This is a genomic window from Flavobacterium filum DSM 17961, from assembly GCF_000425465.1.
In the GTDB taxonomy this organism is placed as follows: domain Bacteria; phylum Bacteroidota; class Bacteroidia; order Flavobacteriales; family Flavobacteriaceae; genus Flavobacterium; species Flavobacterium filum.
Window position 1 is genome coordinate 40,595 of sequence record NZ_AUDM01000010.1, and the last position, 26,220, is coordinate 66,814.

Annotated in this window: 28 protein-coding genes and 3 tRNA genes; 19 read left to right on the forward strand and 12 right to left on the reverse strand. The window is 32.1% G+C overall.

Translation table 11 applies throughout. The features are described 5' to 3' along the window. Positions 1 to 55: 55 nt before the first annotated feature. Positions 56 to 1,012, reverse strand: coding sequence for an FKBP-type peptidyl-prolyl cis-trans isomerase (locus H601_RS16130; protein ID WP_156900364.1), 957 nt, complete (start codon positions 1,010 to 1,012; stop codon positions 56 to 58). Positions 1,013 to 1,136: 124 nt separating this feature from the next. On the opposite strand from H601_RS16130, the gene H601_RS0107200 reads away from it, so the two are divergent. The 3 genes from H601_RS0107200 (at position 1,137) to H601_RS0107215 (ending at position 2,656) form a co-directional block, all read left to right on the forward strand. Continuing rightward, the gene (locus tag H601_RS0107200) at positions 1,137 to 1,523 is read left to right on the forward strand and encodes an RNA-binding S4 domain-containing protein (protein ID WP_026710877.1); all 387 of its coding nucleotides are present in this window, start codon (positions 1,137 to 1,139) and stop codon (positions 1,521 to 1,523) included. Further along, positions 1,516 to 2,091 carry a methyltransferase domain-containing protein gene (locus tag H601_RS0107205; RefSeq protein WP_084139948.1) on the forward strand — a complete coding sequence of 192 codons (576 nt, stop codon included), beginning with the start codon at positions 1,516 to 1,518 and terminating at the stop codon, positions 2,089 to 2,091. The genes H601_RS0107200 and H601_RS0107205 overlap by 8 nt, the downstream gene beginning before the upstream one ends. Positions 2,092 to 2,155: 64 nt before the next feature. Beyond that, positions 2,156 to 2,656, forward strand: coding sequence for a phosphoribosyltransferase family protein (locus tag H601_RS0107215; RefSeq protein ID WP_026710879.1), 501 nt, complete (start codon positions 2,156 to 2,158; stop codon positions 2,654 to 2,656). On the opposite strand, the gene H601_RS0107220 is transcribed toward H601_RS0107215, so the two are convergent. Further along, positions 2,645 to 3,163, reverse strand: a complete 519-nt coding sequence (locus H601_RS0107220; RefSeq protein ID WP_026710880.1) for a shikimate kinase — start codon at positions 3,161 to 3,163, stop codon at positions 2,645 to 2,647. The genes H601_RS0107215 and H601_RS0107220 overlap by 12 nt on opposite strands. Before the next feature lie 126 nt (positions 3,164 to 3,289). On the opposite strand from H601_RS0107220, the gene H601_RS0107225 reads away from it, so the two are divergent. From H601_RS0107225 to H601_RS0107265, 9 genes are all read left to right on the forward strand, one after another. Beyond that, positions 3,290 to 3,362, forward strand: a tRNA-Lys gene (locus H601_RS0107225). Between the two features lie 50 nt (positions 3,363 to 3,412). Further along, a tRNA-Lys gene (locus tag H601_RS0107230) sits at positions 3,413 to 3,485 on the forward strand. Between the two features lie 37 nt (positions 3,486 to 3,522). Next, positions 3,523 to 3,604: transfer RNA gene (locus H601_RS0107235), tRNA-Leu, on the forward strand. A gap of 120 nt (positions 3,605 to 3,724) precedes the next feature. Continuing rightward, on the forward strand, positions 3,725 to 4,621 hold the full coding sequence (locus H601_RS0107240; protein ID WP_026710881.1) for a MerR family transcriptional regulator: 897 nt from the start codon (positions 3,725 to 3,727) through the stop codon (positions 4,619 to 4,621). Positions 4,622 to 4,679: 58 nt separating this feature from the next. Beyond that, entirely contained in the window at positions 4,680 to 6,143 is a 1,464-nt protein-coding gene (locus tag H601_RS0107245) for a phytoene desaturase family protein (protein ID WP_026710882.1), read from the forward strand. A gap of 11 nt (positions 6,144 to 6,154) precedes the next feature. Further along, on the forward strand, positions 6,155 to 6,994 hold the full coding sequence (locus tag H601_RS0107250; RefSeq protein ID WP_026710883.1) for a phytoene/squalene synthase family protein: 840 nt from the start codon (positions 6,155 to 6,157) through the stop codon (positions 6,992 to 6,994). Between the two features lie 2 nt (positions 6,995 to 6,996). Continuing rightward, on the forward strand, positions 6,997 to 7,446 hold the full coding sequence (locus H601_RS0107255) for a sterol desaturase family protein (protein ID WP_035655697.1): 450 nt from the start codon (positions 6,997 to 6,999) through the stop codon (positions 7,444 to 7,446). A 91-nt stretch (positions 7,447 to 7,537) separates the two neighbouring features. After that, entirely contained in the window at positions 7,538 to 9,460 is a 1,923-nt protein-coding gene (locus tag H601_RS0107260) for a transglutaminase-like domain-containing protein (RefSeq protein WP_026710885.1), read from the forward strand. A 4-nt stretch (positions 9,461 to 9,464) separates the two neighbouring features. Continuing rightward, on the forward strand, positions 9,465 to 11,612 hold the full coding sequence (locus H601_RS0107265; protein ID WP_026710886.1) for a DUF3857 domain-containing protein: 2,148 nt from the start codon (positions 9,465 to 9,467) through the stop codon (positions 11,610 to 11,612). Positions 11,613 to 11,673: 61 nt separating this feature from the next. Here H601_RS0107265 and H601_RS0107270 read toward each other — a convergent pair whose 3' ends face one another. Genes H601_RS0107270 through H601_RS0107285 form a run of 4 tightly spaced genes read right to left on the reverse strand, consistent with a single transcriptional unit; the run spans position 11,674 to position 14,283 of the window. Beyond that, complete coding sequence (locus H601_RS0107270) at positions 11,674 to 12,549, reverse strand: DUF5777 family beta-barrel protein (RefSeq protein ID WP_026710887.1); 876 nt, start codon at positions 12,547 to 12,549, stop codon at positions 11,674 to 11,676. 24 nt (positions 12,550 to 12,573) lie between these two features. Further along, positions 12,574 to 13,353: a T9SS type A sorting domain-containing protein gene (locus H601_RS0107275; protein ID WP_026710888.1), complete on the reverse strand. Its 780-nt coding sequence runs from the start codon at positions 13,351 to 13,353 to the stop codon at positions 12,574 to 12,576. Between the two features lie 5 nt (positions 13,354 to 13,358). After that, entirely contained in the window at positions 13,359 to 13,871 is a 513-nt protein-coding gene (locus H601_RS0107280) for an ankyrin repeat domain-containing protein (protein ID WP_026710889.1), read from the reverse strand. A gap of 7 nt (positions 13,872 to 13,878) precedes the next feature. Then, the gene (locus tag H601_RS0107285) at positions 13,879 to 14,283 is read right to left on the reverse strand and encodes an OB-fold protein (RefSeq protein ID WP_026710890.1); all 405 of its coding nucleotides are present in this window, start codon (positions 14,281 to 14,283) and stop codon (positions 13,879 to 13,881) included. Between the two features lie 72 nt (positions 14,284 to 14,355). On the opposite strand from H601_RS0107285, the gene H601_RS0107290 reads away from it, so the two are divergent. Together H601_RS0107290 and H601_RS0107295 are read left to right on the forward strand one after the other, a co-directional pair. After that, positions 14,356 to 14,721, forward strand: a complete 366-nt coding sequence (locus H601_RS0107290; RefSeq protein ID WP_035655699.1) for a c-type cytochrome — start codon at positions 14,356 to 14,358, stop codon at positions 14,719 to 14,721. A 3-nt stretch (positions 14,722 to 14,724) separates the two neighbouring features. After that, the gene (locus H601_RS0107295; RefSeq protein ID WP_026710892.1) at positions 14,725 to 15,264 is read left to right on the forward strand and encodes a YceI family protein; all 540 of its coding nucleotides are present in this window, start codon (positions 14,725 to 14,727) and stop codon (positions 15,262 to 15,264) included. A 39-nt stretch (positions 15,265 to 15,303) separates the two neighbouring features. Here H601_RS0107295 and carB read toward each other — a convergent pair whose 3' ends face one another. After that, positions 15,304 to 18,156, reverse strand: coding sequence for a carbamoyl-phosphate synthase large subunit (gene carB / locus H601_RS0107300; protein WP_026710893.1), 2,853 nt, complete (start codon positions 18,154 to 18,156; stop codon positions 15,304 to 15,306). A 103-nt stretch (positions 18,157 to 18,259) separates the two neighbouring features. Next, complete coding sequence (rpmH, locus tag H601_RS0107305) at positions 18,260 to 18,421, reverse strand: 50S ribosomal protein L34 (protein WP_026710894.1); 162 nt, start codon at positions 18,419 to 18,421, stop codon at positions 18,260 to 18,262. Between the two features lie 157 nt (positions 18,422 to 18,578). On the opposite strand from rpmH, the gene H601_RS0107310 reads away from it, so the two are divergent. Then, positions 18,579 to 19,094 carry a hypothetical protein gene (locus tag H601_RS0107310; protein ID WP_026710895.1) on the forward strand — a complete coding sequence of 172 codons (516 nt, stop codon included), beginning with the start codon at positions 18,579 to 18,581 and terminating at the stop codon, positions 19,092 to 19,094. 141 nt (positions 19,095 to 19,235) lie between these two features. Continuing rightward, positions 19,236 to 19,928 (forward strand): TlpA family protein disulfide reductase, encoded by a 693-nt coding sequence (locus tag H601_RS0107315; RefSeq protein ID WP_026710896.1) that lies wholly within the window; start codon positions 19,236 to 19,238, stop codon positions 19,926 to 19,928. A 1-nt stretch (position 19,929) separates the two neighbouring features. Here the strand turns inward: H601_RS0107315 and H601_RS0107320 are convergent, their stop codons facing one another. From H601_RS0107320 to H601_RS0107330, 3 genes are read right to left on the reverse strand one after another with little or no spacing between them, the layout of a single operon-like run. Continuing rightward, entirely contained in the window at positions 19,930 to 20,295 is a 366-nt protein-coding gene (locus H601_RS0107320) for a sulfite exporter TauE/SafE family protein (RefSeq protein WP_026710897.1), read from the reverse strand. A 10-nt stretch (positions 20,296 to 20,305) separates the two neighbouring features. After that, on the reverse strand, positions 20,306 to 21,193 hold the full coding sequence (locus H601_RS0107325) for a lytic transglycosylase domain-containing protein (protein WP_026710898.1): 888 nt from the start codon (positions 21,191 to 21,193) through the stop codon (positions 20,306 to 20,308). Positions 21,194 to 21,241: 48 nt separating this feature from the next. Further along, positions 21,242 to 21,904 carry an alpha/beta hydrolase gene (locus tag H601_RS0107330; RefSeq protein ID WP_026710899.1) on the reverse strand — a complete coding sequence of 221 codons (663 nt, stop codon included), beginning with the start codon at positions 21,902 to 21,904 and terminating at the stop codon, positions 21,242 to 21,244. Positions 21,905 to 22,072: 168 nt separating this feature from the next. Between H601_RS0107330 and H601_RS0107335 the strand changes: the two genes are divergently transcribed. Beyond that, complete coding sequence (locus H601_RS0107335) at positions 22,073 to 22,354, forward strand: GNAT family N-acetyltransferase (protein ID WP_026710900.1); 282 nt, start codon at positions 22,073 to 22,075, stop codon at positions 22,352 to 22,354. A gap of 2 nt (positions 22,355 to 22,356) precedes the next feature. Beyond that, complete coding sequence (locus tag H601_RS0107340; protein ID WP_026710901.1) at positions 22,357 to 22,983, forward strand: class I SAM-dependent methyltransferase; 627 nt, start codon at positions 22,357 to 22,359, stop codon at positions 22,981 to 22,983. 171 nt (positions 22,984 to 23,154) lie between these two features. Here the strand turns inward: H601_RS0107340 and mtaB are convergent, their stop codons facing one another. Next, entirely contained in the window at positions 23,155 to 24,489 is a 1,335-nt protein-coding gene (mtaB, locus tag H601_RS0107345; RefSeq protein ID WP_026710902.1) for a tRNA (N(6)-L-threonylcarbamoyladenosine(37)-C(2))-methylthiotransferase MtaB, read from the reverse strand. A 94-nt stretch (positions 24,490 to 24,583) separates the two neighbouring features. On the opposite strand from mtaB, the gene H601_RS0107350 reads away from it, so the two are divergent. After that, a complete protein-coding gene (locus H601_RS0107350; RefSeq protein WP_026710903.1) occupies positions 24,584 to 26,188 on the forward strand; it encodes an ABC transporter substrate-binding protein in 1,605 nt (534 codons plus the stop codon). Positions 26,189 to 26,220 lie beyond the last annotated feature (32 nt).

The window sequence follows — 26,220 nt, forward strand, 5'->3', positions numbered from 1 at the left end:
TTTACCTCAACAAAAAATCCCGAGAAATTCGGGATTTTTTTGTTTTTGTTTTATGTTATTGAAAACAACTCGGATCTAAGTGTCGTCGTAATCGACTTGTATTGGTTTGATTACCACTACAATCAGGAATATCATTGAATTGATAATATTGTTGCGGATCAGTGCTAGGAATTTTTAATTCATTTTTGGTTAAAACATTATCTCCATCATCATTACTATCTAAAAAGTCCGGAAAACCATCACCATCTGTGTCTTGCAAGAAATAATCGGTTTGTCCGTTATAAATTTCATATTTGGATAAAATTCTGTCTCTATCATGATCATTATAATGAACACCTTTCAACTTAATTTGAAAAACTAAATTAGAATATGCCGGAAGATTTGTACCTCTTGGCAAATTAAAATATCCTAAACCTGATGGAATAAAAACGATACAATTTCCAAAATTAATGTGTGTTAATGTTCCATCACCATTTTCAACTACAGATTCTGCAGATTTTAATTTTGGTAAAATTTGTCTGAAACCTGAAATAAATTCAATACTACTAGGAAAAGAAGTCCAAACCGGATTTGAAGTTCTATCAAACTCAACATTTTTTAGATTCCACCCTCTGTAATCCACAAAAGAGGAATCAATGGTAGTTGGTCGTTCTCCTCCACCTTCATTTAACATTATATAGTATAACTTATAATCAACTGGATCATCAAAGCGACCATCAGTTTTGTAAGTATCTCTTACATCATTTTTAACGATAATACTTTGCAAAGGATATTCCGTTTGATTCCAAATAGAAATTTGCGTAAAAGGATTGGTAATTTTATTCATGGTTACATTCATATCTGAATCTACAACCATGTAATTGCTTTTAAGATATTCTTCAATAGCATAACCATCGGTAAGATATTGTTCATTTCTATCATTTGGTGGTACTGTTACAATCCCATCATCATCTTTTTTACAAGAAATAAACATCAAAGAAGAAACAATTAAAAGGAATACGATTTTTTTCATAGTTTGCAATAAAATAAACAATTTACTTTTCAAAAATTACCATTAAGTAATTCAAAAAAATAGTGCTGCAAGATACAATTTTGATTTATTTTTGTAACACAATTAACGAATATTTCTGAATTAAATGAGAGTTGATAAATATTTATGGTGCGTTCGCTATTTTAAAACCCGAAACATGGTTACTGAACTTTGCAAAAAAAACAATGTAAAAGTAAATGGCCACGTTGCTAAACCTTCAAAAGAAGTGTTTCCAGCTGATGAAATTTCGTTTCGAAAAGATCAAATATCCTACACTATTAAAGTATTAGCCATTCCTGAAAGCAGAGTTGGAGCAAAGTTAGTAGATATTTACAGACAAGATACAACTTCACCCGAAGCATTTGCTCATTTAGAATTATTAAAACTATCAAAAGAGCACTATCGAAAAACCGGTGAAGGACGTCCAACCAAAAAAGACAGAAGAGACTTAGAAAACTACACTACTGAATTTGATGCCGAAACAAATGAATAAAAAGTATTGGGAACAACGTTACCAAAACAAAGAAACCGGCTGGGATGCCGGTAGCATTACAACTCCAATAAAAGAATATATTGACCAACTTCACGACAAAGAGATAAAAATACTTATTCCGGGTTGTGGAAATGGTCATGAATTTGATTATCTCATTCAAAATGGATTTACAAATGTATATGTTATAGACATTGCTGAAGAACCAATTCAGCATTTAAAATCAAAGAATCCATCCGTCTCTTCTTCTTTTTTTATTACTAATGATTTTTTTAATTTCGATGAAAGATTCGATTTAATCATTGAACAAACTTTTTTTTGTGCGTTATCGCCATTGTTGAGAAAAAAGTATGTTGAGAAAATGAACGCTCTATTACATGAAAATGGCAAATTGGTAGGTTTACTTTTTGATTTTCCACTCACTGAGGAAGGTCCTCCATTTGGTGGTTCAAAAAGTGAGTACAAAGCATTATTTGAACCTTACTTTTCTATTAAAACCCTCAAAAAAGCGTATAATTCCATTAAACCAAGAGAAAACAAAGAACTTTTTTTAATTGCCATAAAAAAATAAAAAAACAATCATCACAATTTCTGACTCAAAAAGTAGCAATTTGTTATCTTTGAAAAAAATGAACATGGGAAAAAACATCATTCTTAACTCAATTGAAATAAAGCACATTACCAAACGAATTGCTTACCAAATCTATGAAACTTTTGTAGATGAACAGGAAATAATTATTGCCGGGATTTCAAAAAACGGCTTTGAATTTGCTAAAAAAATAGCAGAGGAAATAGAAAAAATTTCTTCTTTGCAACTTGTACTTTGTGAAGTTACTATTCAAAAAGATAATGTTTTTGCTCCCATTCAAACCTCTTTACAACCATTAGATTATCAAAACAAAGGTGTTATTTTAGTGGATGATGTTTTAAATTCTGGTGCTACCTTAATATATGGTGTAAAACATTTTTTAAATGTTCCGTTAAAAAAATTTAAAACCGCAGTTTTGGTAGATCGAAACCATAAAAAATATCCCGTGAAAGTAGATTTTAAAGGAATTTCGCTTTCTACCTCATCGCAAGAACATGTTGAAGTAATTTTTGAAAAAGAAAATGATGTGGCGTTTTTAACGAATTAATGCTACTAATTCATTTACTACTTCATTTACCTCTTTTTCATCCACGTTTATTTTTATGTTTGCTTGATTATAAAAATAGGATCGATCAAATAAGTGTTTAGCTATAAATTCTTTTAAATCATTATCTTCAATCCCAGCAATCAAAGGACGTTGTGATTTTTGAGCTTTTAAACGTTGAAAAAGCGTCTCAACAGAAGCTTTGATGTAAACTGAAATTACATCCTCTTTTTGAAACAAATCCATGTTGTTGAAGTAACATGGAGTTCCACCACCTAAACTTAACACAATTTCTTCATCACGGTTTAAAATTTCAATCAAATACTGATGTTCTTTTTTACGAAAATATAGTTCCCCTTTGGTTTTAAAAAGCATTTCAATTGAAGTATTTTCACTTTTTTGAATATATTCATCTAAATCGATGAATTTTCTTTGGGTAATATTGGCCAATTCTTTTCCAAAAAAAGATTTTCCAGCTCCCATATAACCAAGTAAAACTATTTTTTTCATCTAATAAACTACTGTAAAATAAGGCATTAAGAAAGATTAACTCAAAAATGTAAATTTAAGACAAATTTGCTTTGAAAAATAAATAATAAGACCGTATATTTGCACCCGCATTCAAGAAATGCATTTGACTCGATAGCTCAGTTGGTAGAGCACAACACTTTTAATGTTGGGGTCCTGGGTTCGAGCCCCAGTCGGGTCACTTTAAACAACAAAATATAGCTTTAAAACATCGTCAAAAGTGTTTTAAAAGACTCGATAGCTCAGTTGGTAGAGCACAACACTTTTAATGTTGGGGTCCTGGGTTCGAGCCCCAGTCGGGTCACAAAAGAGACGTTGCATGCAACGTCTTTACTTTTTTAGGCCACGTGGAGAAATTGGTAGACTCGCCATCTTGAGGGGGTGGTGCTGCAAGGCGTATGGGTTCGAATCCCATCGTGGTCACAAAATTCTTATATTTTCCCTTTTTTGAAACTTTTTTTCTTCCAAATCACAAAAAAATGATTGTTTTTGTGTGGTGCTTCTTTTTTTTACTTAATTTTGTTTAACGAAATAAAGAAAAGAATGAACAACGTTAAAAATGTTTTTAGCATAAAAGACTTTGAAAACCTTACCGGTATCAAAGCTCATACCATTAGAATATGGGAGAAACGTTATAATGTTCTCGAACCCATGAGAACTGATACCAACATTCGTTTTTATGATTTGGCTGCTCTCCAAAAAATTTTAAATGTTACATTATTACACAATCACGGATACAAGATTTCTAAAATAGCCAAATTATCACCAGATAAATTAAATTTATTGGTACGAGAAATTGTGAATGAAAAAAGTGTAAAACATCATGCTATCAATGCCTTCAAAATGGCTATGATGAATTTTGATCAAAAACTTTTCATCAGTACTTATAATAATCTTTTATCTGAAAAATCGTTTCGTGATGTATTTTTCGAAATTTTTGTTCCATTAATGAATGAAATTGGTCTGTTGTGGCAATCTGAAACTATCAGTCCGGCTCATGAGCATTTTATTAGTTTTATGATCAAACAAAAGGTTTTGGTAAATACCGAAAAAGTTCAGCTTTATGAACCTACGAGAGAAGATAAAGTTTTTGTACTTTATTTACCTGAAAACGAAATTCATGAACTAGGTTTAATGTATTTGAATTACGAGATTACTTTAAATGGATTCAAAACAATATATTTAGGTGAAAGTGTTCCGATTAGCAGTTTAAAAGATATTCCTAAATATTTTGACAATGTAACTTATATTTCATACATGACTGTTGAACCAACAAAAGATGATATAAATGATTATCTGAAAACTATGCATGAAGAAATTCTAAAAGATACTAATTCAGAATTGTGGACGGTTGGTCGACTAACAGAATTCATAAAAAAAGATCAGCATCCGAATGTGAAAATATTTAACTCGATACTTGATTTATCAAATAATCTTTAAATTTTTCCTAATTTTTTTTTTTTTTTGTTTAACTTTTTTACTATATTTGTTAAACAATATGAAAAAAGAAATTATAATTATCGGTTCCGGATTTTCAGCTCTTGCTGCATCGTGTTATCTTGCAAAAGCAGGTAATACTGTAACTGTTTATGAAAAAAACAATACGATTGGCGGTAGAGCAAGACAATTAAAAAAAGAAGGTTTTACGTTTGACATTGGCCCAACTTGGTATTGGATGCCAGATGTTTTTGATCGTTTTTTTGCAGATTTTGACAAAAAACCATCAGACTACTATGAATTAATAAAGTTATCACCGGCATATCAAGTATATTTTGGTATTCGCGACTTTATTATTATAGCAGATAATTTACCCGAAATCATCAACACTTTCGAAGAAATTGAAAAAGGAAGTGGAGAAGTGTTGCGAAAATTCATGGCAGAAGCACAAAGCAATTATGACATTGCTATAAAGGATTTAGTGTACAGACCGGGTGTTTCTCCTTTAGAACTTATCACTACGCAAACCGCAATGAAAGTTGGTCAGTTTTTTTCCAACATCAGCAAAGAAGTTCGAAAAAGATTCAACAATCAGAAATTAGTACAAGTGCTTGAATTTCCGGTTTTATTTCTAGGTGCAAAACCTAAAGACACACCGGCTTTTTATAGTTTCATGAACTTTGCTGATTTTGGAATGGGTACTTGGCATCCGAGAAACGGAATGTATAGTGTGATACTTGCAATGGAATCTTTGGCTAAAGAATTAGGCGTAACGATTCAAACGAACGCTAATGTTGATAAAATTTTAGTTAAAGATAAAAAAGCAGTTGGAGTCAAGGTAAATGGTGAAGAAAAAAACTGCGATATAGTTTTAAGTGGAGCAGATTATCATCATTCTGAAACCTTATTAGATATTGAACACCGTGCCTATTCGGAGACTTACTGGGAAAAGAAAACTTTTGCACCTTCTTCACTCCTATTTTATGTTGGTTTCGATAAAAAAATAGAAAATGTTGAACATCACACGTTGTTTTTCGATGTTCCGTTTGATGAGCACGCCAAGTCAATTTATGACCAACCGGAATGGCCAAAAGAACCTCTTTTTTATGCTAGTTTTCCATCAAAAACAGATGATTCAGCCGCTCCAAAAAATAAAGAAGCAGGTATATTTTTGATTCCTTTAGCTCCAGGTATTGAAGATACTTTAGAAATTAGAGAAAAATACTTTAACATCATCATTGAACGTTTTGAAAAATTAACAGAGCAAAATGTCAAAAACAATATTATCTTTAAAGAATCTTTCTGTGTCAATGATTTTATAAAAGATTATAACTCATATAAAGGTAATGCTTATGGAATGGCGAATACATTATTGCAAACTGCTTTCCTAAGACCAAAATTAAAGAGTAAAAAAGTAAAGAATCTATTTTTTACCGGTCAATTAACCGTACCGGGACCCGGTGTCCCACCCTCGTTAATTTCCGGAAAGTTGGTATCTGAATTAATCACAAAAAAAACAAACTAAAGCTACTGTTTATGAAATCTATTTTTGACAAAGTTTCTTTTGAGTGTAGCCAAAATGTTACTAAAACATACAGCACCTCATTTTCCTCAGCTGTAAAAATGTTGGCTCCTTCTATCCGTCAAGATATTTACAATATTTATGGTTTTGTTCGCTTTGCAGATGAAATTGTAGATTCCTTTCATGACTATGACAAAAGTGAATTATTTGCTTTATTTGAAAATGAAATGGAAAATGCATTTAAGCATAAAATCAGTTTGAACCCGATTTTAAATTCTTTTCAACATACGGTGAACCGTTATGATATTCCAAAAGAATTAATTGATGCTTTTATGAAAAGTATGAAATTAGACTTATCCAAAAAAGAATATAAAACAACTGATGAATATAATGAATACATTTATGGATCGGCTGATGTTGTGGGCTTAATGTGTTTAAAAGTTTTTGTGAATGGCGATGATCAAAAATATAATGATTTAAGAAACAGTGCCATGCGTTTGGGTTCTGCCTTTCAAAAAGTTAATTTTTTGAGGGATTTAAAAGCTGATTTTGAAGAATTAAACAGAACCTATTTTCCAAATACCGATTTGAATCAATTGGATGAAGCTTCTAAACTTGCTATAATTAAAGAAATTGAAGCTGATTTTGAAGCCGGTTTTGAAGGAATTCGTAAACTTCCGATTGAAGCAAAATTTGGTGTTTATACCGCTTATGTATATTACAAAAAATTATTGTCAAAACTAAAAAACACTCCTTCTGTTGCCATAAAAAATACTCGAATTAGAGTACCTGACTATGAAAAGGTAGGATTGTTGGCAAAATGTTATTTTAATTACCGTTTAAAAACCATTTAAATATGAGTATTTGGATTCATTTTCTCGTTTTTTTTCTAACCTTTTTCATGATGGAATTCATGGCTTGGTTTACACACAAGTATGTAATGCATGGCTTTTTGTGGCATTTACATGCTGATCATCATAAAAAAGATCACGATTCTTGGTTTGAACGAAATGATACTTTTTTTATATTTTATGCAGTTGTTAGTATTAGCTTTTTTCTACTTTGGCGATATGAAATTTTTGCTCTTGGCTTAGCTATTGGATTAGGCATTTTTGCCTATGGTTTAACTTATTTTTTAGTACATGATATTTTCATTCATCAGCGTTTCAAACTTTTTAGAAATGCAAATAACATCTATGCAAAAGCCGTAAGAAGAGCTCACAAAATGCATCACAAACATACCGGTAAAGAAGATGGTGAATGCTTTGGAATGTTAGTTGTTCCATGGAAATACTTCAAAAAGTAACTCCATTTTCAAATTTAAACTCACAAAATTGTTTTTGTTTAATAGTTAGTAAATTTCTAATATTTTTACTTTCTTAGCAAAAACAATTTTTATGCATTTAAAAACTTTATTTATTCTCCTATTCTTGGGGAATTTATCTGTTTCTTGGGGACAAAAAAACATTGATCCTACTCCTAAAGACATTGAACTTGCAAAATCTATTCGCAGTAAATACAACAAACAAGATGTAGCCATACTAGAAAGCACTGAAACTATCCATTTTGGTTTTAATAAATCTAGTTCAAATGTTACTGTAGACTTAGCCGTTAAGGAAGTATTGATGAATATTAATCATCGAGCAGACATTTATAAATACGAATTTTATGATAGTTCATCAAAAATTGAAACTTTTTTATTGAAATATCGAAATGATAAAACAGCTCTTTTCACTGTTCAAGATGAATTTTATAAAGACAAAGATTTATTCTATAACGATGCTAGGGTAAAACATGTTCAAATAGACTTTCCGGTTCAGGGATATACTTATAACTATACCATGAACAAAAAATTTGAAGACGTTAAATATTTTACTACGCTTCATTTTAATGACGAATTTCCGGTTTTAGATAAAAAAATTGAGATAAATGTACCGGATTGGTTAGAAATTGAGTTAAAAGAAATGAATTTTAATGGTCATAAAATCGAAAAAACTCAAACAAAAGACACTAAAAATAAAACTACCGTTTATACTTATCATTTCAAAGATATTCCGGCGGTGTTTAAAGAAGAAAATTCACCCGGTAGAACATACCTTTATCCTCATATTCTTGTCTTAGCAAAATCATATGATTATAATGGAAAAAAAGGTACGCTTTTCAAAACAACTGCAGATTTATATGGTTGGTACAAATCGTTGGTTGACCAAATGAAAGACGATACAGAACAGTTAAAAAGTAAAGTAAACGAATTAACTGCCAAAGCAACATCTGATGAAGAAAAAATAAAAAACATCTACTATTGGGTACAAGATAACATTCGATATATCGCTTTTGAAGATGGAATTGCGGGCTTTAAACCGGATGATTCCCATCAAGTTTTTTCAAAACGTTATGGTGATTGTAAAGGAATGGCCAATCTAATCAAACAAATGCTAAAAATTGCCGGTTTTGATGCTCGTCTAACTTGGATAGGAACGAAACATATTGCTTATAACTATTCCATTCCATCTTTATCTGTTGATAATCATATGATTTGTACTGTGTTTTTAAAAGGCAAAAAAATATTCCTAGATGGAACAGAAAAATTCAGTTCAATTGAAAACTATGCCGAACGCATTCAAAGTAAAGAAGTTATGATTGAAAACAGCAAAGATTATATCATTGACAAGGTTCCTACAGGTAATGCAGAAATGAACAAAGAAACATTTAGGGCAAAATTAACGATAGAAAAAGATAAACTTAAAGGTAGTTGTAACCGAAGCTATAATGGAGAAAGTAGAAGTCAGTTTTTAAATATATACAATAGCTTTGAATCCGATAAAAAAGCAGAAGCACTTGTCAATTATTTAGCAAAAAGAGATAAAAACAACTTTGTAAAAGAAGTAAAAACAAGTGATTTAAAAAATCGAGATGCAAAACTTACAATAGATTATGCTTTAGAATCATCCAATAGAGTCAGTGAATTTGATGATGAAATCTATTTAAACTTTGAATTTATGAATGAATATAAAAGCTTTACCTTTAAAGATAGAGAAACAGACTATGAATTTGATTTTAAAACATTATATGATTCAGAAATTTCAATCACACTTCCATCTGGTTATACAATTGAAAAATTACCGGAGAATTTGAATGTGAAAAATGAGGACTTTGAAATAGATATTCAGTTCAATTTGAAAGGAAAAGAATTGATTTACAAAAAAGTATTTACTTTTAAAAATGCTATTTTAAGAAAAAGCAATCAAGAATCTTGGAACAATACACAAAAAAAATTAAACGAACTTTACAATTCATCTATTACACTATCTAAATTATAATTCAATGAAAAAAATTCTTTTCCTTTTCCTTTTTATAACAACTACGTTAACTGCACAAGATGATTTGAAAATTCGTGATTTTTTCTGGGGAAAGGATGATCCTCATTCTAAATCAAACACGATTCCAGAGAAATGGAAAAATGAATCTGCTGTTGTCATTTATAAATATGAATTTCATGATTATCATAAATTTGGCACAAAAGTAAATTATACCTCTGCATTGCGAAATAGAATAAAATTATTAGATGATGCAGCAGTGAAAGAATTTTCAGAGTTCACCTTCAAAGAGCGTTTTTCTTCAGATAAAGGTTGGAGCAGACGTGCCGGAAAAAACACCTTAGGTATAAAAGTAGTAAAACCAAACGGTAAAGAAACAATTATCAATGTTAGCAAAGAAGCCGTTAATGCCGACAAAGAAAAAATGATAGCTATTCCTAATTTAGAAATTGGCGACATTATTGATTATTATCTTCATTCCGAAGAACCTTTTATCTCACAATTGGAAATGGGTTTTGAACCAGTTGAACGTACGCTAGGTAGCGTTTATCCAACTATGGATTATAAACTAATTTTTCAAACAGAAAACGACTTCTTTTTGAATTTTGCAACCTATAACGGAGCACCAGAATTGAAAGAAATCCCTAGTAACAAAGGTGGAGAGCGTCATTATGAGTTTACAGCTAAAGACATTGAGAAGAATGATTTTCCGCGATGGTTTTATCCATTAGTAGAACTACCATGCTATAAATTTCAAGTGTTTTTTGCACGTTCTGGCAAATTTGAAAAAAGAGCAGATGCTTTTTTATCAGATAAAGAAAAGATAGTAAAATCAAAAGTTTCCAAAGAAGATGTTTTTAATTATTATGATTCAAAGTTTAAACCATATGGCGATTTAGGGCCAGTTGAAAAATTTTTAAAAGGTAAAAGTTTCAGTTCAGATGAGGAAAAAATTCGAGAAGTATATTATTTCACCAGACATAAATTTTTTACTCAATATGTTGAAGCTTTTATTGTAAATGATGCAAAAATTTTCTACCCATTTTCTTTGTATCAAAATCCAATATTTTTTCAAAAAGAAGAAGAATTCATCAATTACTTCATGGCTTTTTTGAAAGATAATAAAATTTCTTATGACATTTTAATTGGTACAGCTCGTTATAACGGTTCAATAACTGATTTGTTAATTCAGCAGAACGTAACTATTCTATTGAGAATTAACACAAAAAACCCAATTTATTTAGAGTTTTTTACTCCTTTTTCTTCGGCGGATCAATTTAATGAACAACTTGAAAATACTCAGGCTTACTTGTTACAAGTATCTAAAAACAAAAAAATTGTAGATGCTGAATTAATAAAACTTCCCGGAAGTACAAAAAATGACAATATCTCTAAATCAATAACCAAAGTAAAATTAGGAGAAGACTTAGCTACAATTGCAGTTGAAAGAGAAAATAGCTATTCCGGACATTACAAACCAAGCGAACAATCTAATAAACTTTATTTCTTTGATTATGTTTATGAAGACTACAAAAAATATAACACAGAAACGCTTTTAGAAAGAGTCTCAAATAAAAAGAAAAGAGAACAATACCAAAAAGAATTTGATGCTTTAATCGCAAAATATAAAGAAAAACAAAAAGAAAATTTCATTTCTTCTGTAAAAGAAGAATTTGGTCATGATGTTGAAGAGTATAAGATGACTTTAGAAAACTCTGGTAGATTTGGAAGCAAAGAACCTATGGTTTATAAAGAATCATTTACCATAAAAGACCAATATTTGAAAAAAGCCGGTAACAATATTATTTTTGAATTGGGTAAATTTTTAACTTCTCAAATTGAATTAACTGAAAAGGAAAAAAACAGAAAAAACAACATTTACATGAGTTTCCCTAGACAAATTCAACATGAGATTCAGTTTGAAATACCTCAAGGATACACTGCAACCGGTCTTGAAAAGTTCAATAAAAAGGAAGAAAATGAAACCGGTGGATTTATTAGTACAATTACACAAAATGGTAATGTAATTACAATAAAAACTTCAAAATCATACAACAATTATTATGAGCCAAATGCAAATTGGAAAAAAATGTATGACTTTTTAGAAGATGCGTATCAATTTACACAAGAAAAAATCCTTTTGAAAAAGAATTAAAGGAAATTAGAGCATATTGAAAATGTCCCAAAAAGTTAACCACTATTTGGGACATTTTATTTTAAAATACTCTTACTAAATTAAAACCGAAAGCAATTTCACCTTTCCCCCAATCACCAGTTGTTTGACCAAGGAATCCTGCTTCATGCATCGCTCTTGAATTGGTAAAATGCATTTGAAATACATGTCCACCGGTTTCTAAATCAACCCCTATAGAAAGTGGATTCTTTGTAATAGCAGAAGATGCACGGTTCAAATGGGCAGCATAATCAGCATTTACAGACCATCGGCTGGTTAATTTATACCTTCCTCCTATACCTATAGCAAATTGACTATTATCTTGCGGATTGGGTAAAATTGGCTGATTATTAGTGTCTAAAATATCCCTTAACGTATTTTCATGAAAGAAAGAAGGAGCCAATTGGAGACTTAATTTTTCAGAAAATTTTCGGGAAATTAAAACTTGAGCTACATAGCTCAACCGGTTTTCAAATTTCAATTTTGGATAATCCTTTTCTTTTAATTCTGAATTAATTGCAATGCTATTAAATCCAACTATGGTAAAAGGAGTTCCATTCTCTTTTTGAGTAACCAAACGATATTTTGCTGCCAAATCATACGTCTTTTGGAAACCACTTCTCGCCAAATGAACCGTTAGCCATTCGTTTACACCATATAGAAATTTTAGTTGCGTATTGGCATTGTCTAAACCAAAAAAGTCTTCAAATCCATTGTTAAAATAATCAAATCTGTGAGCCACTACAAAGTAAAAATCGCCTTTTGAGGCCAATTTAGTAGATTCCAAATTAACAATTTTCAACGATTTAAAGGCAGAAGTCACTACTTGATTAGAATCAACAACTTCAATATCTTTTAGTAAATCATCTTGAGAAAAAGAAATAAGAGGAAATAGAAGAGACAGTAGAATTTTTTTCATGAATATTAATTACTTTATTTACAACTAGTTAACAATTACCTTTTTCCAAGTCTTTTGATTATCATTTACTAACTCAATCAAATAAATACCCGTTGAAAGTCCGTTAACTTCTACATTAACAACTTCTTCATTATTTTCAGTAAAAATGGTTTTTACAAAAGCTCCGGTTTGAGTGTAAATATTAACTTGATTTAAATACGTTTTTGTTTGAATAGAAAATTCACCTTTAGATGGATTTGGATACAATTTTGATGCTTCTAATGAAAAATCTTCTACACCCAATGTAGTTAATGGCACATCAAATGATAATCCTCTGTTTCCACCACCATGATTAGACATTACAAAGGAAGCTGAACTAGCTCTAGCCCATGCTAAATCAATCGTGTTATCCGCAAAATTAAAAGTATAATCATTTGAATCTCCGGTATTAAATGGACGCGTGTAAACCAATGTTCTTCTCCCTGCAACAGGAGAATTATTTTGATTTGTAACCAATGTCCAGTTATTAATTGGATCTATACTTGGTGTAGAACCAATACCGCCATGTTTTGCGTCAACTAAAGTTGTATTGTTCCAATAAACTAAATCTGTTCCGGATTGCATCCCAAAATCAAAAGAACCAAATTGTAATGCAAAATATCGGTCATTTGGACCCGAAAGTGTCAACGTAACGGTTGAAGTTCCACTATCTAACAAAAGTGCAGCCGTCATATTTGAGGTTAAATTAACAACACCGGTAGATTTTTGTTGAGCAAATCCTGCAAAACTTAATAATGTTAAACATAGCAAAGTAATTTTTTTCATAAATATTATTTTAAAAGGTTAGTAATTTCATTATTTCCGGAAAAAACAGCATATTCAAAAGCAGTTTTCCCTTTTTTATCTATTTTAGATTTATCAGCACTTGCAGCTAAAAGTGCTTTTACCAATTCTATATTCCTAAACTGAACTGCATACATTAAAGCTGTTGTTCCGTTTGAATCAGTTAAATTGACATTACAATTATTTTTCAATAGAAAAAGTGCAATTTCGTTATTACCGTTGACCGAACAAGCCATCAAGGCCGAACCCATTTCGCTAACATAGTTTATATCACACCCTTTTTCAATCAACATTTTAGCTACTGAATTGTTACGTTTGTAACAGGCTAAAATTAGTGGCGTATAACCGGATTCATTTTTTGAATCAATACTTGATTTATTATTTTGAAATGCCCGATTTAATTCATCAACTGAACCTGAACGGGCAATATCAAAAATAGATTTCTGTGCGGAAACATTCCATACAATAAAAAGGATCGATATTATTAGTTTACTTTTCAATTTCATTCTATTTTACGATACTACATTGATCCATTTTTAATTCTTCTAACAAATCATCATAACCTACAAATCTTCCTTTTACCTTTATGGTTTGGTTTACTCTCAAATCTTTTAAATCACTTTTAGATAAAGTAAAAAATAACTTTTCATCCACCATTAAAGAATTATTGTTAGTATCTACAGAGGAAATTTTTCCATAGGTTTCTATCGTTTTATCAGCAAATTTTTGGGAACTCTCTTCTGAATTTTCTAAAAAAGCATTGCTCAATTCCGCTACTGAAAGAGTGAATTGTGCTTTTTCTTGAGCAATATTGCGGTGATCTTTGTATAAGTAAAAATAAAGAAATACTGCCGTAAATACAGCACTTACCCCGATAAGTAATAAAAAGAATTTTAACTTATTTTTTTTCATAGCAAGAACAAATTTATTTATTTTTTTTTAATCTTAATAACTTTTATTTAATTTTACTAAAAAATTGCAAAAATGTATACAAAGAAAAATTTCCTGTTCGGACTTTGTTGTTCCGTATTTTTTTATGGTTGTACTTCAGATAGTTTATCAGATTTAACAGAACTTGATAATATCACGGAAGTAAAATATAACCAAAACATTAAATCAATTATTGACAACAACTGTATTAGTTGTCATGGAGCTACACCAACAAGTGGAGCACCTAATTCTTTACACACATACGAATTAGTAAAAGATGCGGTTTTAAACCTTGATTTAATTGATAGAATTTCAAGAGCAGAAGGCACACCCGGTGCCATGCCTTTAGGTGGGCCTCGCTTATCTCAATCGGATATAAATAAAGTAATTCAATGGAACACTGATGGCTTAATGGAATAAAAAATGAAAAAAAATCTTACTTTATTGCTTCTTGTCATAACTGTTTCAGCTTTTGCACAAGATAAAATGATTACCAAAACTGGTAAAATTACATTTGAAGCCTCCGTTCCTTCCTTTGAAGAAGTGAAAGCAACAAATGAAAGTGTTTCTTGTGTCTTAAATACAAAAACCGGAGAAATAGCAGCCTTGGCTTTACAAAAATTTTTTCGCTTTAGAATTGCCTTAATGGAAGAACATTATAATGAGAATTATGTTGAAAGCGATAAATTCCCAAAAGCAACTTTTAAAGGAATAATTGAAAAATTCTCCGCTACCAATTTAGATAAAAACGGGAAAGATTATACCATTAAAGGCACTTTAGAATTGCATGGTAAAACTAAAGAAATTCAAATTACCGCTAAAATCAGTAAAACAGATAAAGGAATTGAAATTAAAAGTGATTTTGCTGTTAATGCAGATGATTTTGCAATTGAAATCCCAAGTATTGTCAGCAAGAAAGTTTCAAAGAAAGTCAATATAAAACTTGATTTTACTGTAAAATAAAAAAATCCCAAGTGATTTATTCTTGGGATTTTCTTTTTTTTATTTGCTTAAATACATTTTCCTTCTGGAGTACAATTCATAAAATTGGTCATCTTTTAAATCATCAATAAACAAAATACTTTCTCCTGTTGATTTCATTTCCGGACCTAACTTTTTATTAACCCCATGAAACTTACTAAAGGAGAAAACCGGTTGCTTAATCGCATATCCTTTTAATTGCGGATTATACGTAAAATCCGTCACTTTATTTTCTCCTAACATAATTTTGGTGGCATAATTTACATATGGTTCACCATACGCTTTTGCAATAAATGGTACTGTACGTGAAGCTCTTGGATTGGCTTCAATGATGTAAACGATATCATCTTTTATCGCAAATTGAATATTGATTAAACCAACTGTTTTCAAGGCCAAAGCAATTTTTTTAGTATGCTCTTTTATTTGTTGCATCACAAACTCACCCAAGTTAAAAGGTGGTAAAGTAGCATTACTGTCACCGGAATGTACTCCACATGGTTCAATATGTTCCATGATTCCGATGATATACACATTCTCCCCATCGCAAATGGCATCCGCTTCTGCTTCAATCGCTCCATCTAAATAATGGTCTAAAAGCAATTTATTTCCGGGAATATTCTTCAACAAATCAATTACATGTTCTTCTAATTCTTGCTTATTGATAACGATTTTCATTCCTTGTCCCCCTAATACATAAGAAGGTCTTACCAACAATGGAAAATCCAACACATCAGCTAAAGCAGAAGCTTGGTCAGCATTTTCAGCAACTCCGAATTTTGGATAAGGTATTTTTAACTCTGCTAATAATTCAGAAAAACGTCCTCTATCTTCAGCTAAATCTAATGCATCAAAACTGGTTCCTAATATTTTAATTCCGTATCGATCTAATTTTTCGGCTAATTTCAATGCAGTTTGTCCACCTAATTGAACGATAACACCTTCCGGTTTTTCATGTTGAATGATATCATAAATATGTTCCCAAAAAACAGGTTCAAAATACAATTTATCAGCCGTATCAAAATCGGTTGAAACCGTTTCCGGATTACAATTGATCATAATGGTTTCATACCCACATTCTTTTGCAGCCAAAACCCCGTGCACACAAGAATAATCAAACTCAATTCCTTGCCCAATTCGATTGGGTCCGGAACCTAATACGATTATTTTTTTTCTATCTGTAACTACACTTTCATTGTGCACGTATCGCTCACCAGATGGTGTTTCAATTTCTGCTTCAAAAGTGGAATAATAATAAGGTGTTTGTGCTTTAAACTCAGCTGCACAAGTATCTACCAATTTATAAACTCGATTGATGGAAAGTTCTTCTCTTTTTTTATGCACCTGACTTTCTAAACAGCGAATCATATGAGCAATTTGTCGATCAGCAAACCCTTTTTGTTTAGCTTCTAACAATAATTCTTTGGGTAATGTATCGATTGTATAATTAGAAATTTCTTTTTCCAATAAATGTAATTCTTCATATTGCTTTAAAAACCACATATCAATTTTTGTAATCTCATGAATTCGACTCAATGGAATTCCCATTTGAATAGCATCATAAATCACAAAAACGCGATCCCAACTGGCGTGCGTCAATTTATCAATGATTTGCTCATAGTTTTTATATCCTTTTCCATCGGCTCCCAATCCGTTACGTTTTATTTCTAGAGATTGTGTTGCTTTATGCAATGCTTCTTGAAAGGAACGTCCGATTCCCATTACTTCACCAACCGATTTCATTTGGAGTCCTAATGTTCTGTCTGCACCTTCAAATTTATCGAAGTTCCAACGTGGAATTTTAACAATCACATAATCCAAAGTAGGTTCAAAAAGTGCCGAAGTTGATTTGGTAATTTGGTTTTGCAATTCGTCCAAATGATACCCCAAAGCTAACTTTGAAGCTATTTTCGCAATAGGATAACCTGTTGCTTTTGAAGCTAAAGCAGATGAACGTGAAACTCTCGGATTAATTTCAATCGCCACAATATCTTCTTTTTCATCTGGAGAAACGGCAAATTGTACGTTACAACCTCCTGCAAAATTTCCGATACTTCGCATCATCAAAATAGCCATGTCTCGCATTTTTTGAAAAGTGGTATCCGATAAGGTCATCGCAGGGGCAACGGTTATACTATCCCCGGTATGAATTCCCATCGGATCCATATTTTCAATGGAACAAATGATGACAACATTATCATTTTTATCGCGAAGTAGCTCTAATTCATATTCTTTCCAACCCAATAAAGCCTTATCAATCAACACTTCGTGAATAGGCGAAGCTTCTAAACCTCTGGTTAGTAATTCATCAAAATCCTCTTTTCTGTGTACAAAAGCAGCTCCGGTTCCTCCTAACGTGAATGATGGTCGAATCACCAGAGGAAAACCAAATTCTTGAGCAATTTCTTTTCCTTTCAAAAAGGAAGTGGCTGTTTTAGCAGGAGCGGCTCCTACTCCTATTTTTTCTAATAGTTGTTTGAATTGTTCTCTATCTTCGGTAATGTTAATAGCATTAATATCCACCCCAATTAATCGTACACCAAAATCAGCCCAAATTCCTTTTTCATCTGCTTCTAAACATAAATTTAAAGCCGTTTGTCCACCCATGGTAGGAAGTACCGCATCAATATTGGGGTGTTTTTTAAGAATTTCAATAATTGATTTTGTAGTTAATGGCAGTAAATATACATGATCGGCCATACTCGGGTCAGTCATAATGGTTGCCGGATTGGAATTGATTAAGATGACTTCAATTCCTTCTTCTCTGATGGAACGGGCGGCTTGCGAACCAGCATAATCAAATTCACAGGCTTGTCCAATTACAATTGGTCCCGAACCAATGATTAAAACCGATTTAATAGAATTGTCTTTAGGCATGTTGTTGTGTTATAGAAGTTTAGTTGTTTTTCAGTTGACAAGGTATAAAAAAAAGGCGTTACTGAAAAGAGTAACGCCTTTATATTTGATTAAAAACTAATCATTATTTTTTGTGTCTTGGTTCGCAGGAAACAGTTAATTTGTGTCTTCCTTTGGCTCTTCTACGAGCAAGGACTTTTCTACCATTTGCAGTAGCCATTCTATCCATAAACCCGTGTTTATTTCTTCTTTTTCTTTTCGATGGTTGAAATGTTCTCTTACTCATTGTTTTGTATCTTTAAAATCGTGTATAAATATCTTTGTTTGGGTTTCTTAAAAACCGAGTGCAAATATACAAAGACTTTTTTTTCTCGCAAGTGGTTTTCTAAAAATATTTTCAATTCCTTTTATTACCTTTGCAAACACAAAAAAATAAACAGATTATGTTTCATAAAAATATCAAATTAGTTCTTGCTGCTTTACTTTTTGCCACTGCTATATGGCAATTTACCGAAAATAATATCGGAAATGGAATCTTTTTACTTCTTCTAATCAGTATTCCGGTAGTGTTGTATTTTAAAAACGAATACATCTTAATGGCTTTTTTCAAATTGAGAAAGCAAGATTTTGAAGGAGCAAAAGTTTGGTTGAACAAAATTAAAAACCCTGAAGGAGCGTTGGTTAGAAAACAACAAGGTTATTTTAATTATTTACATGGCTTAATGATTGCTCAAACCAATTTAAACCAAGCGGAAAAATATTTCAAAAAAGCAATTGAATTAGGACTTTCGTTAGACATGGATCTAGCGGTGGCAAAATTAAATTTAGCAGGAATAGCGATGTCTCGCAGAAGAAAAATTGAAGCCACTAACCTTATCAACGAAGTGTCAAAATTAGATAAACAAAACATGTTGAAAGATCAAATTACGATGATGAAACAACAATTAAAGAAGATTTAATTCTTAATTTTCCTATAATTTAAAAGAACCGTTTTATGTGTAGTAAAGCGGTTTTTTATTGGTTATCAATACTTTATTGACAAAAAATTTGGAAATGTTAATAACTTTATATACATTTGACTGTGTTAATATACTAATCAAATGAAAAAGTTATTAGTACTATTATTCCTTTTCCTGATTCCTCAACTGCTTTCCAGTCAAGAAAACAGCAGACTTTTTTCTGATGCTGTTCGTACCAATTTCAGTAAATTCAGAAGTCAAAGTAATCAAGCTTACAAAGAAGGTAACTTTGAAAAAGGCCAATTTTTATTTGATAGTTTAGTTCAAAACCAATTAATTGGTTCAAAATTTAATGATTACTCACTCAAAAGAGTTTCGAGTAAAAAACTAAAAATCAGTAAAGTAAAAAAACCTATTTTTCTTATTACGTATGCTTCATGGTGCGTTCCATCTAAAGGCGAAATACCTGCTATAAATAAACTTGCCAAGCAATATAAAGACGTTGAATTTATTGTCATTGTTTGGGGGAAGAAAAAGGAAGCGAAGAAATTTGCCAAGAAATTCAGTAGTAATATTGAAGTTTGCTATGCCGATAAAAATTATAAAAATGACAATGAAATAGTAAGCAACATGAAGGAAACACTCGGTTTTCCGACTAGTTATATCATTGATTCCAATCTTCAAGTGGTAAATATCAAAAGAGGCTCCATTTCAATTCCGTATAAAACGCCAATGAAAAAAGCATTAGAAGAAAATTATAATGTATTTAATCTAAAAATAACCGAATTGATAAATCATCAAAATCAATTCAACGGAATGGTGATTTCCAACTAAATTATTTTCCAAAAAGTAATTTACCCGCTACTAATAGAAGAGCTATTCCAAATATCTTTTTCAATATTTTTTGATCAATTTGTACGGCAAATTTACTTCCGATATACCCTCCCACTACAAAGAAAATGGCAATTATAGCTGCATATTTCCAATCTACATAACCTTCTTTGTAATAATTTATGGCAGCCAATAGAGTAACTGGAACGGATAAAACAGCCAAACTGGTTCCTTGAGCCTCATGTTGGGACAATCCTAATAGTAACAATAATGGAACCATAATGAGACCTCCACCAATACCAACCATCCCGCTCAGTAAACCGGCTAATAAACCAATCAACAATAAAAATAGTAAGGTGGAAACACTCATTTTCATTTGATTAATATCCTTCAACAGGAATTTCTAAAACATATTCCTTCTTGGTTTTATTGGCAAGTGATTTGTCTCTCAACCAAGGATTGTGAATTTTTAAAATCTTATAATTTATACCTTGTGTTTTAGCAAATGAAGCCAAATCAGTAATTGTAGAATCTACCGTAATTTTTTTCACTTCGATAGGATGATATAAACTTTCTTTTGGTAAATCAAAACCGTATTTTACAGGGTTTTTCATGATTTCTTTTAACGCTAAAATCCTGAAAACATAACGTGACGTTTCTTCTGTCAATAACAAATCATAATAATCATTCACTTGCTGATTAGTGATTTGTTTATTAATTCCGCCCATTCCACCATTATAAGCTGCGGCGGCTAATGTCCAACTTCCAAACTTATTTTTGGCCTCTATTAAATACTTGCAAGCCGCTTCAGTTGATTTTTCTAAATGATAGCGTTCATCTACAAAATCATTTACTTCCATCCCTTTTTCCTTGGCAGTTTCGGGCATAAATTGCCAAACACCTCTTGCTCCGGATGGAGAAACAACATTGGCTAAGCCACTTTCAATAACTGCTAAATATTTAAAATCATCCGGAATATCATATTTCTTTAAAATTGGCTCAATTATCGGAAACGTGCGATTTGCTCTTTTCAAAATTAACGTTGTAGTAGAATGCAAATTCGTGTTGATAATCATTTCTCTATCAAATCGTTCTCTCACATCAGCCACATGCAACGGAGTTTTTTCTCCGGCAAAATCTATAGCTGAAGGCAAACTAGCCACTTCTCGTTTGGGTACGAGTTTTGTTTCATTCACTGTAGAATAAATTAAAAAACTACTACAACCTAACAAGGCTAAAGTAAAGGCAATTTTTTTAAATCGTTCCATCGTCCTCTTTTTTTTATATTGGTAAAACTACAAAAACCTTTCCAAAAATTAATTTGAATTCAGTATAATTTTTGGTAAATGTTCGTTGAACCACCTGAATTTATTCAAAATCATAATGTGTGTTCCTCCTTTGAGAACGGTACAATCTTGAATATATTTTATTGGAAAAACTTCATCCGCATCTCCGTGAATATGAATAACATTAGTATCAACCGTAGTTCTATCCCACAAAATAATAGTTTCAATGGCCCAATCCAAATAGCTTTTATCTCTTACACTCAAGTACTTTTCATACAATTTCAAACGTTGAGTGATTGTTGAACCAAACGAAAACTTGGCCATCGATTCAACATTTTGAATTAATCCGGTTGGAAGAATTTTGTACGCTTTTGTTGTTTTAGCCAATTTCATTCTTCTAGGAAATTCACGATTGGTTTTTACACTCGAAATGATGATTGTTTTTCGAACCGAAATTACCTTTGATAATTCCTGAACAATTACTCCTCCAAACGAAACACCAATTAAAACGGGTTGTTCGTGTTTTATATTTTCAGCCAAACGTTTAACATAGGCTGAAATAGGTTCATTTGGAATCGGTAAAATCCATTCTAAAAAAAATTGCTCAAATTGCTCTTCAGGCAAATGAATGCGTTCAAAAATTGTTGGACTTGCCGCCAAACCGGGCATAAAATAAACAGGGATTTTTTCCATTATTACAGAATTGGCATAAAATTACACTTTTCGTTTTATTCAAACGTAAATAGCTCGTTAAATATCTACTTATTTATAAGAAATACATTAACATTTTGGTTAAAAAAGCTAATTGATAATTTTGTAACTTTGCAATCAATTCCTTTCACTTTATTCAATTTGAAAACCATGGAAATCAAAGACAATCAACTATTGAGACAATTTGAAACCCAAACGCCAAATGGTCTTTTGGTAATGGAATATGCCATACAAGAGAAAAAATTATTTTTGACTAAATTAATAGTTCGTGAAGAAGCCGATGCGTCTTTGAGTGAAGATTTTATGAAAGCTATTTTAGCATTAGCAACTGAAAAAAAATTCAAAGTGGTACCCACTCACCCGCTTGTGGCACAGTTTTTCAGAAAAAATCCGGTGTATAAAGAATTACTTCCTCCGGGAATCAAAATTTAATCATGAAATGTCCGTTGTGTGTCGATATTGCCAATCATTTTTATACGCACAAACACCGTGAATTTTATTTTTGTTCCACTTGTTTTTCAGTCTTTTTAGACACTAAAAACTATATGTCTGAATCGGATGAAAAAAAGCATTACGAATTTCACAATAATGATGTAAACGATAAAGGCTATCAGCAATTTGCTTCGCCTATTGTAAAAATTGTATTGAACGATTTCACACCCAAACACTCCGGTTTAGATTTCGGTGCAGGAACCAACTCGGTGATTGTGAAATTATTGAAAGACAAAAAATACAACATAGTAGAATACGACCCTTTCTTTTCCAACCAACCTGAAGTTTTGGAAAAACATTACGATTACATCACCTGTTGCGAAGTGATTGAACATTTTCACCATCCGTTTGAGGAATTTAAAAAACTATACCAACTTCTAAAACCAGGTGGAAAACTCATCTGCATGACCGATTTTTTCTCCGAAACTCAAAATTTTGACACCTGGTATTACAAAAATGACCATTCACATGTGTTCTTCTATCATCCCAAAACAATGGAATGGATTACTAAAAATATTAGTTTTTCGAGTTATACGATTGATGGGAGAGTGACGGTTTTTGAGAGGTAGTATTCAGTTTACAGTTTATAGTCGCAGTCTCTTGCTAGTTGTGTCATTCCGACGAAGGAGGAATCTCATAACGTTTAAAGTGCTTAGTTATTCCTAATAAAAATAATTTGCCATAGATTATGTGATTTCTCCTATCGTCGAAATGACACAAAATAAGAAAAATTCTAATTTTTAAATAGAGACAACATCCCTCACAAATTCCATCCTCACAGAACCATCTTCATCAATTTTTGTCAATTTGATTTCGTGCAAAGTGTTCACCAATTCAGGATTCCAAGGGGTTTTTACTTTTACATAGTTTTCGGTAAAACCGTGAATATAACCTTCTTTATTTTCGGCTTCAAACAAAACGGTTCGGGTAGTTCCTAGTTGACTTTCGTAGAATGCTCTTCTTTTCTTTACAGATAATCCACGAAGCATCTTACTTCTTTTGGAGCGAACATTCATCGGCACAACTCCATCCATTTCAGCGGCTTCTGTGTTATCTCTTTCAGAATAGGTAAAAACATGCAAATAAGAAATATCCAAGTCATTCAAAAAGTGATAGGTTTCTAAAAAATGTTCATCCGTTTCACCTGGAAAACCGACAATTACATCCACGCCAATACACGCATCCGGCATCACCTCGCGAATTTTATTCACGCGATCTACGTACAATTCACGCAAATAACGACGTTTCATTTTCTTCAAAATGTCATTGCTCCCTGATTGTAACGGAATGTGAAAATGCGGTACAAATGTTCGGCTTTTGGAAACAAAATCAATGGTTTCGTTTTTTAATAAATTCGGCTCGATAGACGAAATTCGCAAACGCTCAATGCCTTCTACTTCATCCAACGCTTGTACTAATTCTAAAAAAGTGTGTTCGTGTTTTTTGTTGCCAAATTCACCTTTCCCATAATCGCCAATATTCACACCGGTCAACACGATTTCTTTGATGCCTTGTTGCGAAATTTCCTTGGCGTTTTTCAACACATTTTGCAATTCATCACTGCGAGAAATACCACGAGCCAAAGGAATCGTACAATAGGTACATTTATAATCGCAACCGTCTTGCACTTTCAAAAAAGCTCGGGTTCGGTCGCCAATGGAATAGCTTCCCACATAAAAATTAGCTTCTTCAATCTCACAGGAATGTACTTCGCCCAAATCATTTTTGGTCAAATCATTCAAATAATCGGTGATTTTGAATTTTTCTGTCGCACCCAAAACCAAATCTACACCATCCACAGCGGCCAATTCTTCAGGTTTCAATTGAGCATAACATCCCACCGCAGCCACAAACGCTTTCTCGTTGTTTTTCAATGCTTTTTTGACAATTTGTTTGAATTGTTTATCCGCATTTTCAGTTACCGAACAGGTGTTAATCACATAAATATCAGCAACTTCTTCAAAATCAACACGTTCAAAACCTTCTTGTTGAAAATTTCGAGCAATAGTAGAGGTTTCTGAAAAATTCAGTTTGCAACCTAAGGTGTAAAAAGCGACTTTTTTTGGGCTTGCTATCATATTCTGCATTTCCTAAAATTGGAAAAAGGGTTTCTTTACTTATATTTACCCTATTAAAAAGAGTGCAAATTTACACACAATATTTGGTAAAATGAAATCATTACTTCGCTATCTATCACTATTTTACTTTTTTACAGTGTTCAATTCCTGTGGAAATAAGAAAGCGGAAACCAATGACAACCTCGTTTTCAGATACAACGAAAGTGCAAACATTGCCACGTTAGACCCAGCTTTTTCCAAATCGCAAAACATCATTTGGGCGTGTAATCAATTGTTTAACGGATTGGTTCAGTTGGATGATAGTTTACACATTCAGCCCGATATTGCTAAACGTTGGACGATTTCGGAAGATGGAAAAACGTATCAATTTATGTTGCGAAACGATGTCTATTTTCACAAGAATCATTTGTTTGGGAAAGATTCCACCCGAATTGTGAAAGCAAGTGATTTTGAATACAGTTTGAATCGTTTGAAAGACGAAAAAATCGCTTCGCCCGGCGGATGGATTTTGCAAAATGTAGAAAATTTTGAAGCGAAAAACGATTCGATTTTCGAAATAAAACTCTCCAAATCATTTCCGGCTTTTTTAGGATTATTATCGATGAAATATGCGTCGGTTGTTCCAAAAGAAATCATCGAAAGTCCGAATTATGATTTCAGAACAAAACCCATCGGAACCGGACCGTTTCAATTTAAATTTTGGGAAGAAAATGTCAAATTGGTTTTACGACGAAATCCTATTTACTTTGAAAAAGATGAAAAAGGAAAGCAATTACCTTATTTAGAAGCTGTTGCCATTACTTTTTTACCCGATAAACAAAGTGGCTTTTTGGAATTTATACAGGGAAAAATTGATTTTGTTTCCGGTTTAGATCCGTCGTATAAAGATGAAATTCTTACGCAAAAAGGCGAATTGCAACCGAAATATAAAGAAGATGTAAATTTGATTAGCGGTTCCTATCTCAACACGGAATATCTCGGTTTCAGAATGGATGGTTCGGATAAAACGATTTTGGACAAACGCATTCGTCATGCCTTAAATTATGGTTTTGACAGAGCGAAGATGATTACCTATTTGCGAAATAATATGGGAATTCCGGCCACCAGCGGAATCATTCCAAGCGGTATGCCGAGTTTTAACAACCAAAAAGGATATGATTTTGAACCTGAAAAAGCCAAAGCATTGGTAGCCGAATTTGTCAAAGAAACCGGAATTAAAAAACCAAAAATCGTTTTGAGTACGAATGCAACTTACATTGATATTGGCGAATTTTTACAACGCGAATGGCAGAAAATCGGTTTGGATATTGAAATTGATGTGAATCCACCATCTACATTACGCCAAGCGATTGCAATCGGAAAAGTTACTTTTTTCAGAGCGAGTTGGATTGCCGATTATCCGGATGCGGAGAATTATTTATCGCTTTTTTACAGTAAAAACTTTGCTCCCAACGGACCCAATTACACGCATTTTTCTAATCCTAAATTTGATGCGTTATATGAAAAAGCATTCCTTGAAACCGATGATGCCAAACGATTTGAATTGTATCAACAAATGGATCAAATCATCATTGAAGAAGCTCCGGTGATTCCGTTGTTTTATGATAAAGTGGCGAGGTTTACACGAAAAAATGTGGAAGGTTTGGGAATTAATCCGTTGAATTTGTTGAGTTTGAAAAAGGTTAAGAAGATTTAACCGAAAAGGACGCAAAGGGTTACGCTAAGAAC

What these genes read in the sequence shown, in the direction of transcription:
- H601_RS16130 (WP_156900364.1), bottom strand. Translation starts at nt 1,012, where the DNA reads ATGAAAAAAATCGTATTCCTTTTAATTGTTTCTTCTTTGATGTTTATT.
- H601_RS0107200 (WP_026710877.1), top strand. Translation starts at nt 1,137, where the DNA reads ATGAGAGTTGATAAATATTTATGGTGCGTTCGCTATTTTAAAACCCGA.
- H601_RS0107205 (WP_084139948.1), top strand. Translation starts at nt 1,516, where the DNA reads ATGAATAAAAAGTATTGGGAACAACGTTACCAAAACAAAGAAACCGGC.
- H601_RS0107215 (WP_026710879.1), top strand. Translation starts at nt 2,156, where the DNA reads ATGGGAAAAAACATCATTCTTAACTCAATTGAAATAAAGCACATTACC.
- H601_RS0107220 (WP_026710880.1), bottom strand. Translation starts at nt 3,163, where the DNA reads ATGAAAAAAATAGTTTTACTTGGTTATATGGGAGCTGGAAAATCTTTT.
- H601_RS0107240 (WP_026710881.1), top strand. Translation starts at nt 3,725, where the DNA reads ATGAACAACGTTAAAAATGTTTTTAGCATAAAAGACTTTGAAAACCTT.
- H601_RS0107245 (WP_026710882.1), top strand. Translation starts at nt 4,680, where the DNA reads ATGAAAAAAGAAATTATAATTATCGGTTCCGGATTTTCAGCTCTTGCT.
- H601_RS0107250 (WP_026710883.1), top strand. Translation starts at nt 6,155, where the DNA reads ATGAAATCTATTTTTGACAAAGTTTCTTTTGAGTGTAGCCAAAATGTT.
- H601_RS0107255 (WP_035655697.1), top strand. Translation starts at nt 6,997, where the DNA reads ATGAGTATTTGGATTCATTTTCTCGTTTTTTTTCTAACCTTTTTCATG.
- H601_RS0107260 (WP_026710885.1), top strand. Translation starts at nt 7,538, where the DNA reads ATGCATTTAAAAACTTTATTTATTCTCCTATTCTTGGGGAATTTATCT.
- H601_RS0107265 (WP_026710886.1), top strand. Translation starts at nt 9,465, where the DNA reads ATGAAAAAAATTCTTTTCCTTTTCCTTTTTATAACAACTACGTTAACT.
- H601_RS0107270 (WP_026710887.1), bottom strand. Translation starts at nt 12,549, where the DNA reads ATGAAAAAAATTCTACTGTCTCTTCTATTTCCTCTTATTTCTTTTTCT.
- H601_RS0107275 (WP_026710888.1), bottom strand. Translation starts at nt 13,353, where the DNA reads ATGAAAAAAATTACTTTGCTATGTTTAACATTATTAAGTTTTGCAGGA.
- H601_RS0107285 (WP_026710890.1), bottom strand. Translation starts at nt 14,283, where the DNA reads ATGAAAAAAAATAAGTTAAAATTCTTTTTATTACTTATCGGGGTAAGT.
- H601_RS0107290 (WP_035655699.1), top strand. Translation starts at nt 14,356, where the DNA reads ATGTATACAAAGAAAAATTTCCTGTTCGGACTTTGTTGTTCCGTATTT.
- H601_RS0107295 (WP_026710892.1), top strand. Translation starts at nt 14,725, where the DNA reads ATGAAAAAAAATCTTACTTTATTGCTTCTTGTCATAACTGTTTCAGCT.
- carB (WP_026710893.1), bottom strand. Translation starts at nt 18,156, where the DNA reads ATGCCTAAAGACAATTCTATTAAATCGGTTTTAATCATTGGTTCGGGA.
- rpmH (WP_026710894.1), bottom strand. Translation starts at nt 18,421, where the DNA reads ATGAGTAAGAGAACATTTCAACCATCGAAAAGAAAAAGAAGAAATAAA.
- H601_RS0107310 (WP_026710895.1), top strand. Translation starts at nt 18,579, where the DNA reads ATGTTTCATAAAAATATCAAATTAGTTCTTGCTGCTTTACTTTTTGCC.
- H601_RS0107315 (WP_026710896.1), top strand. Translation starts at nt 19,236, where the DNA reads ATGAAAAAGTTATTAGTACTATTATTCCTTTTCCTGATTCCTCAACTG.
- H601_RS0107320 (WP_026710897.1), bottom strand. Translation starts at nt 20,295, where the DNA reads ATGAGTGTTTCCACCTTACTATTTTTATTGTTGATTGGTTTATTAGCC.
- H601_RS0107325 (WP_026710898.1), bottom strand. Translation starts at nt 21,193, where the DNA reads ATGGAACGATTTAAAAAAATTGCCTTTACTTTAGCCTTGTTAGGTTGT.
- H601_RS0107330 (WP_026710899.1), bottom strand. Translation starts at nt 21,904, where the DNA reads ATGGAAAAAATCCCTGTTTATTTTATGCCCGGTTTGGCGGCAAGTCCA.
- H601_RS0107335 (WP_026710900.1), top strand. Translation starts at nt 22,073, where the DNA reads ATGGAAATCAAAGACAATCAACTATTGAGACAATTTGAAACCCAAACG.
- H601_RS0107340 (WP_026710901.1), top strand. Translation starts at nt 22,357, where the DNA reads ATGAAATGTCCGTTGTGTGTCGATATTGCCAATCATTTTTATACGCAC.
- H601_RS0107350 (WP_026710903.1), top strand. Translation starts at nt 24,584, where the DNA reads ATGAAATCATTACTTCGCTATCTATCACTATTTTACTTTTTTACAGTG.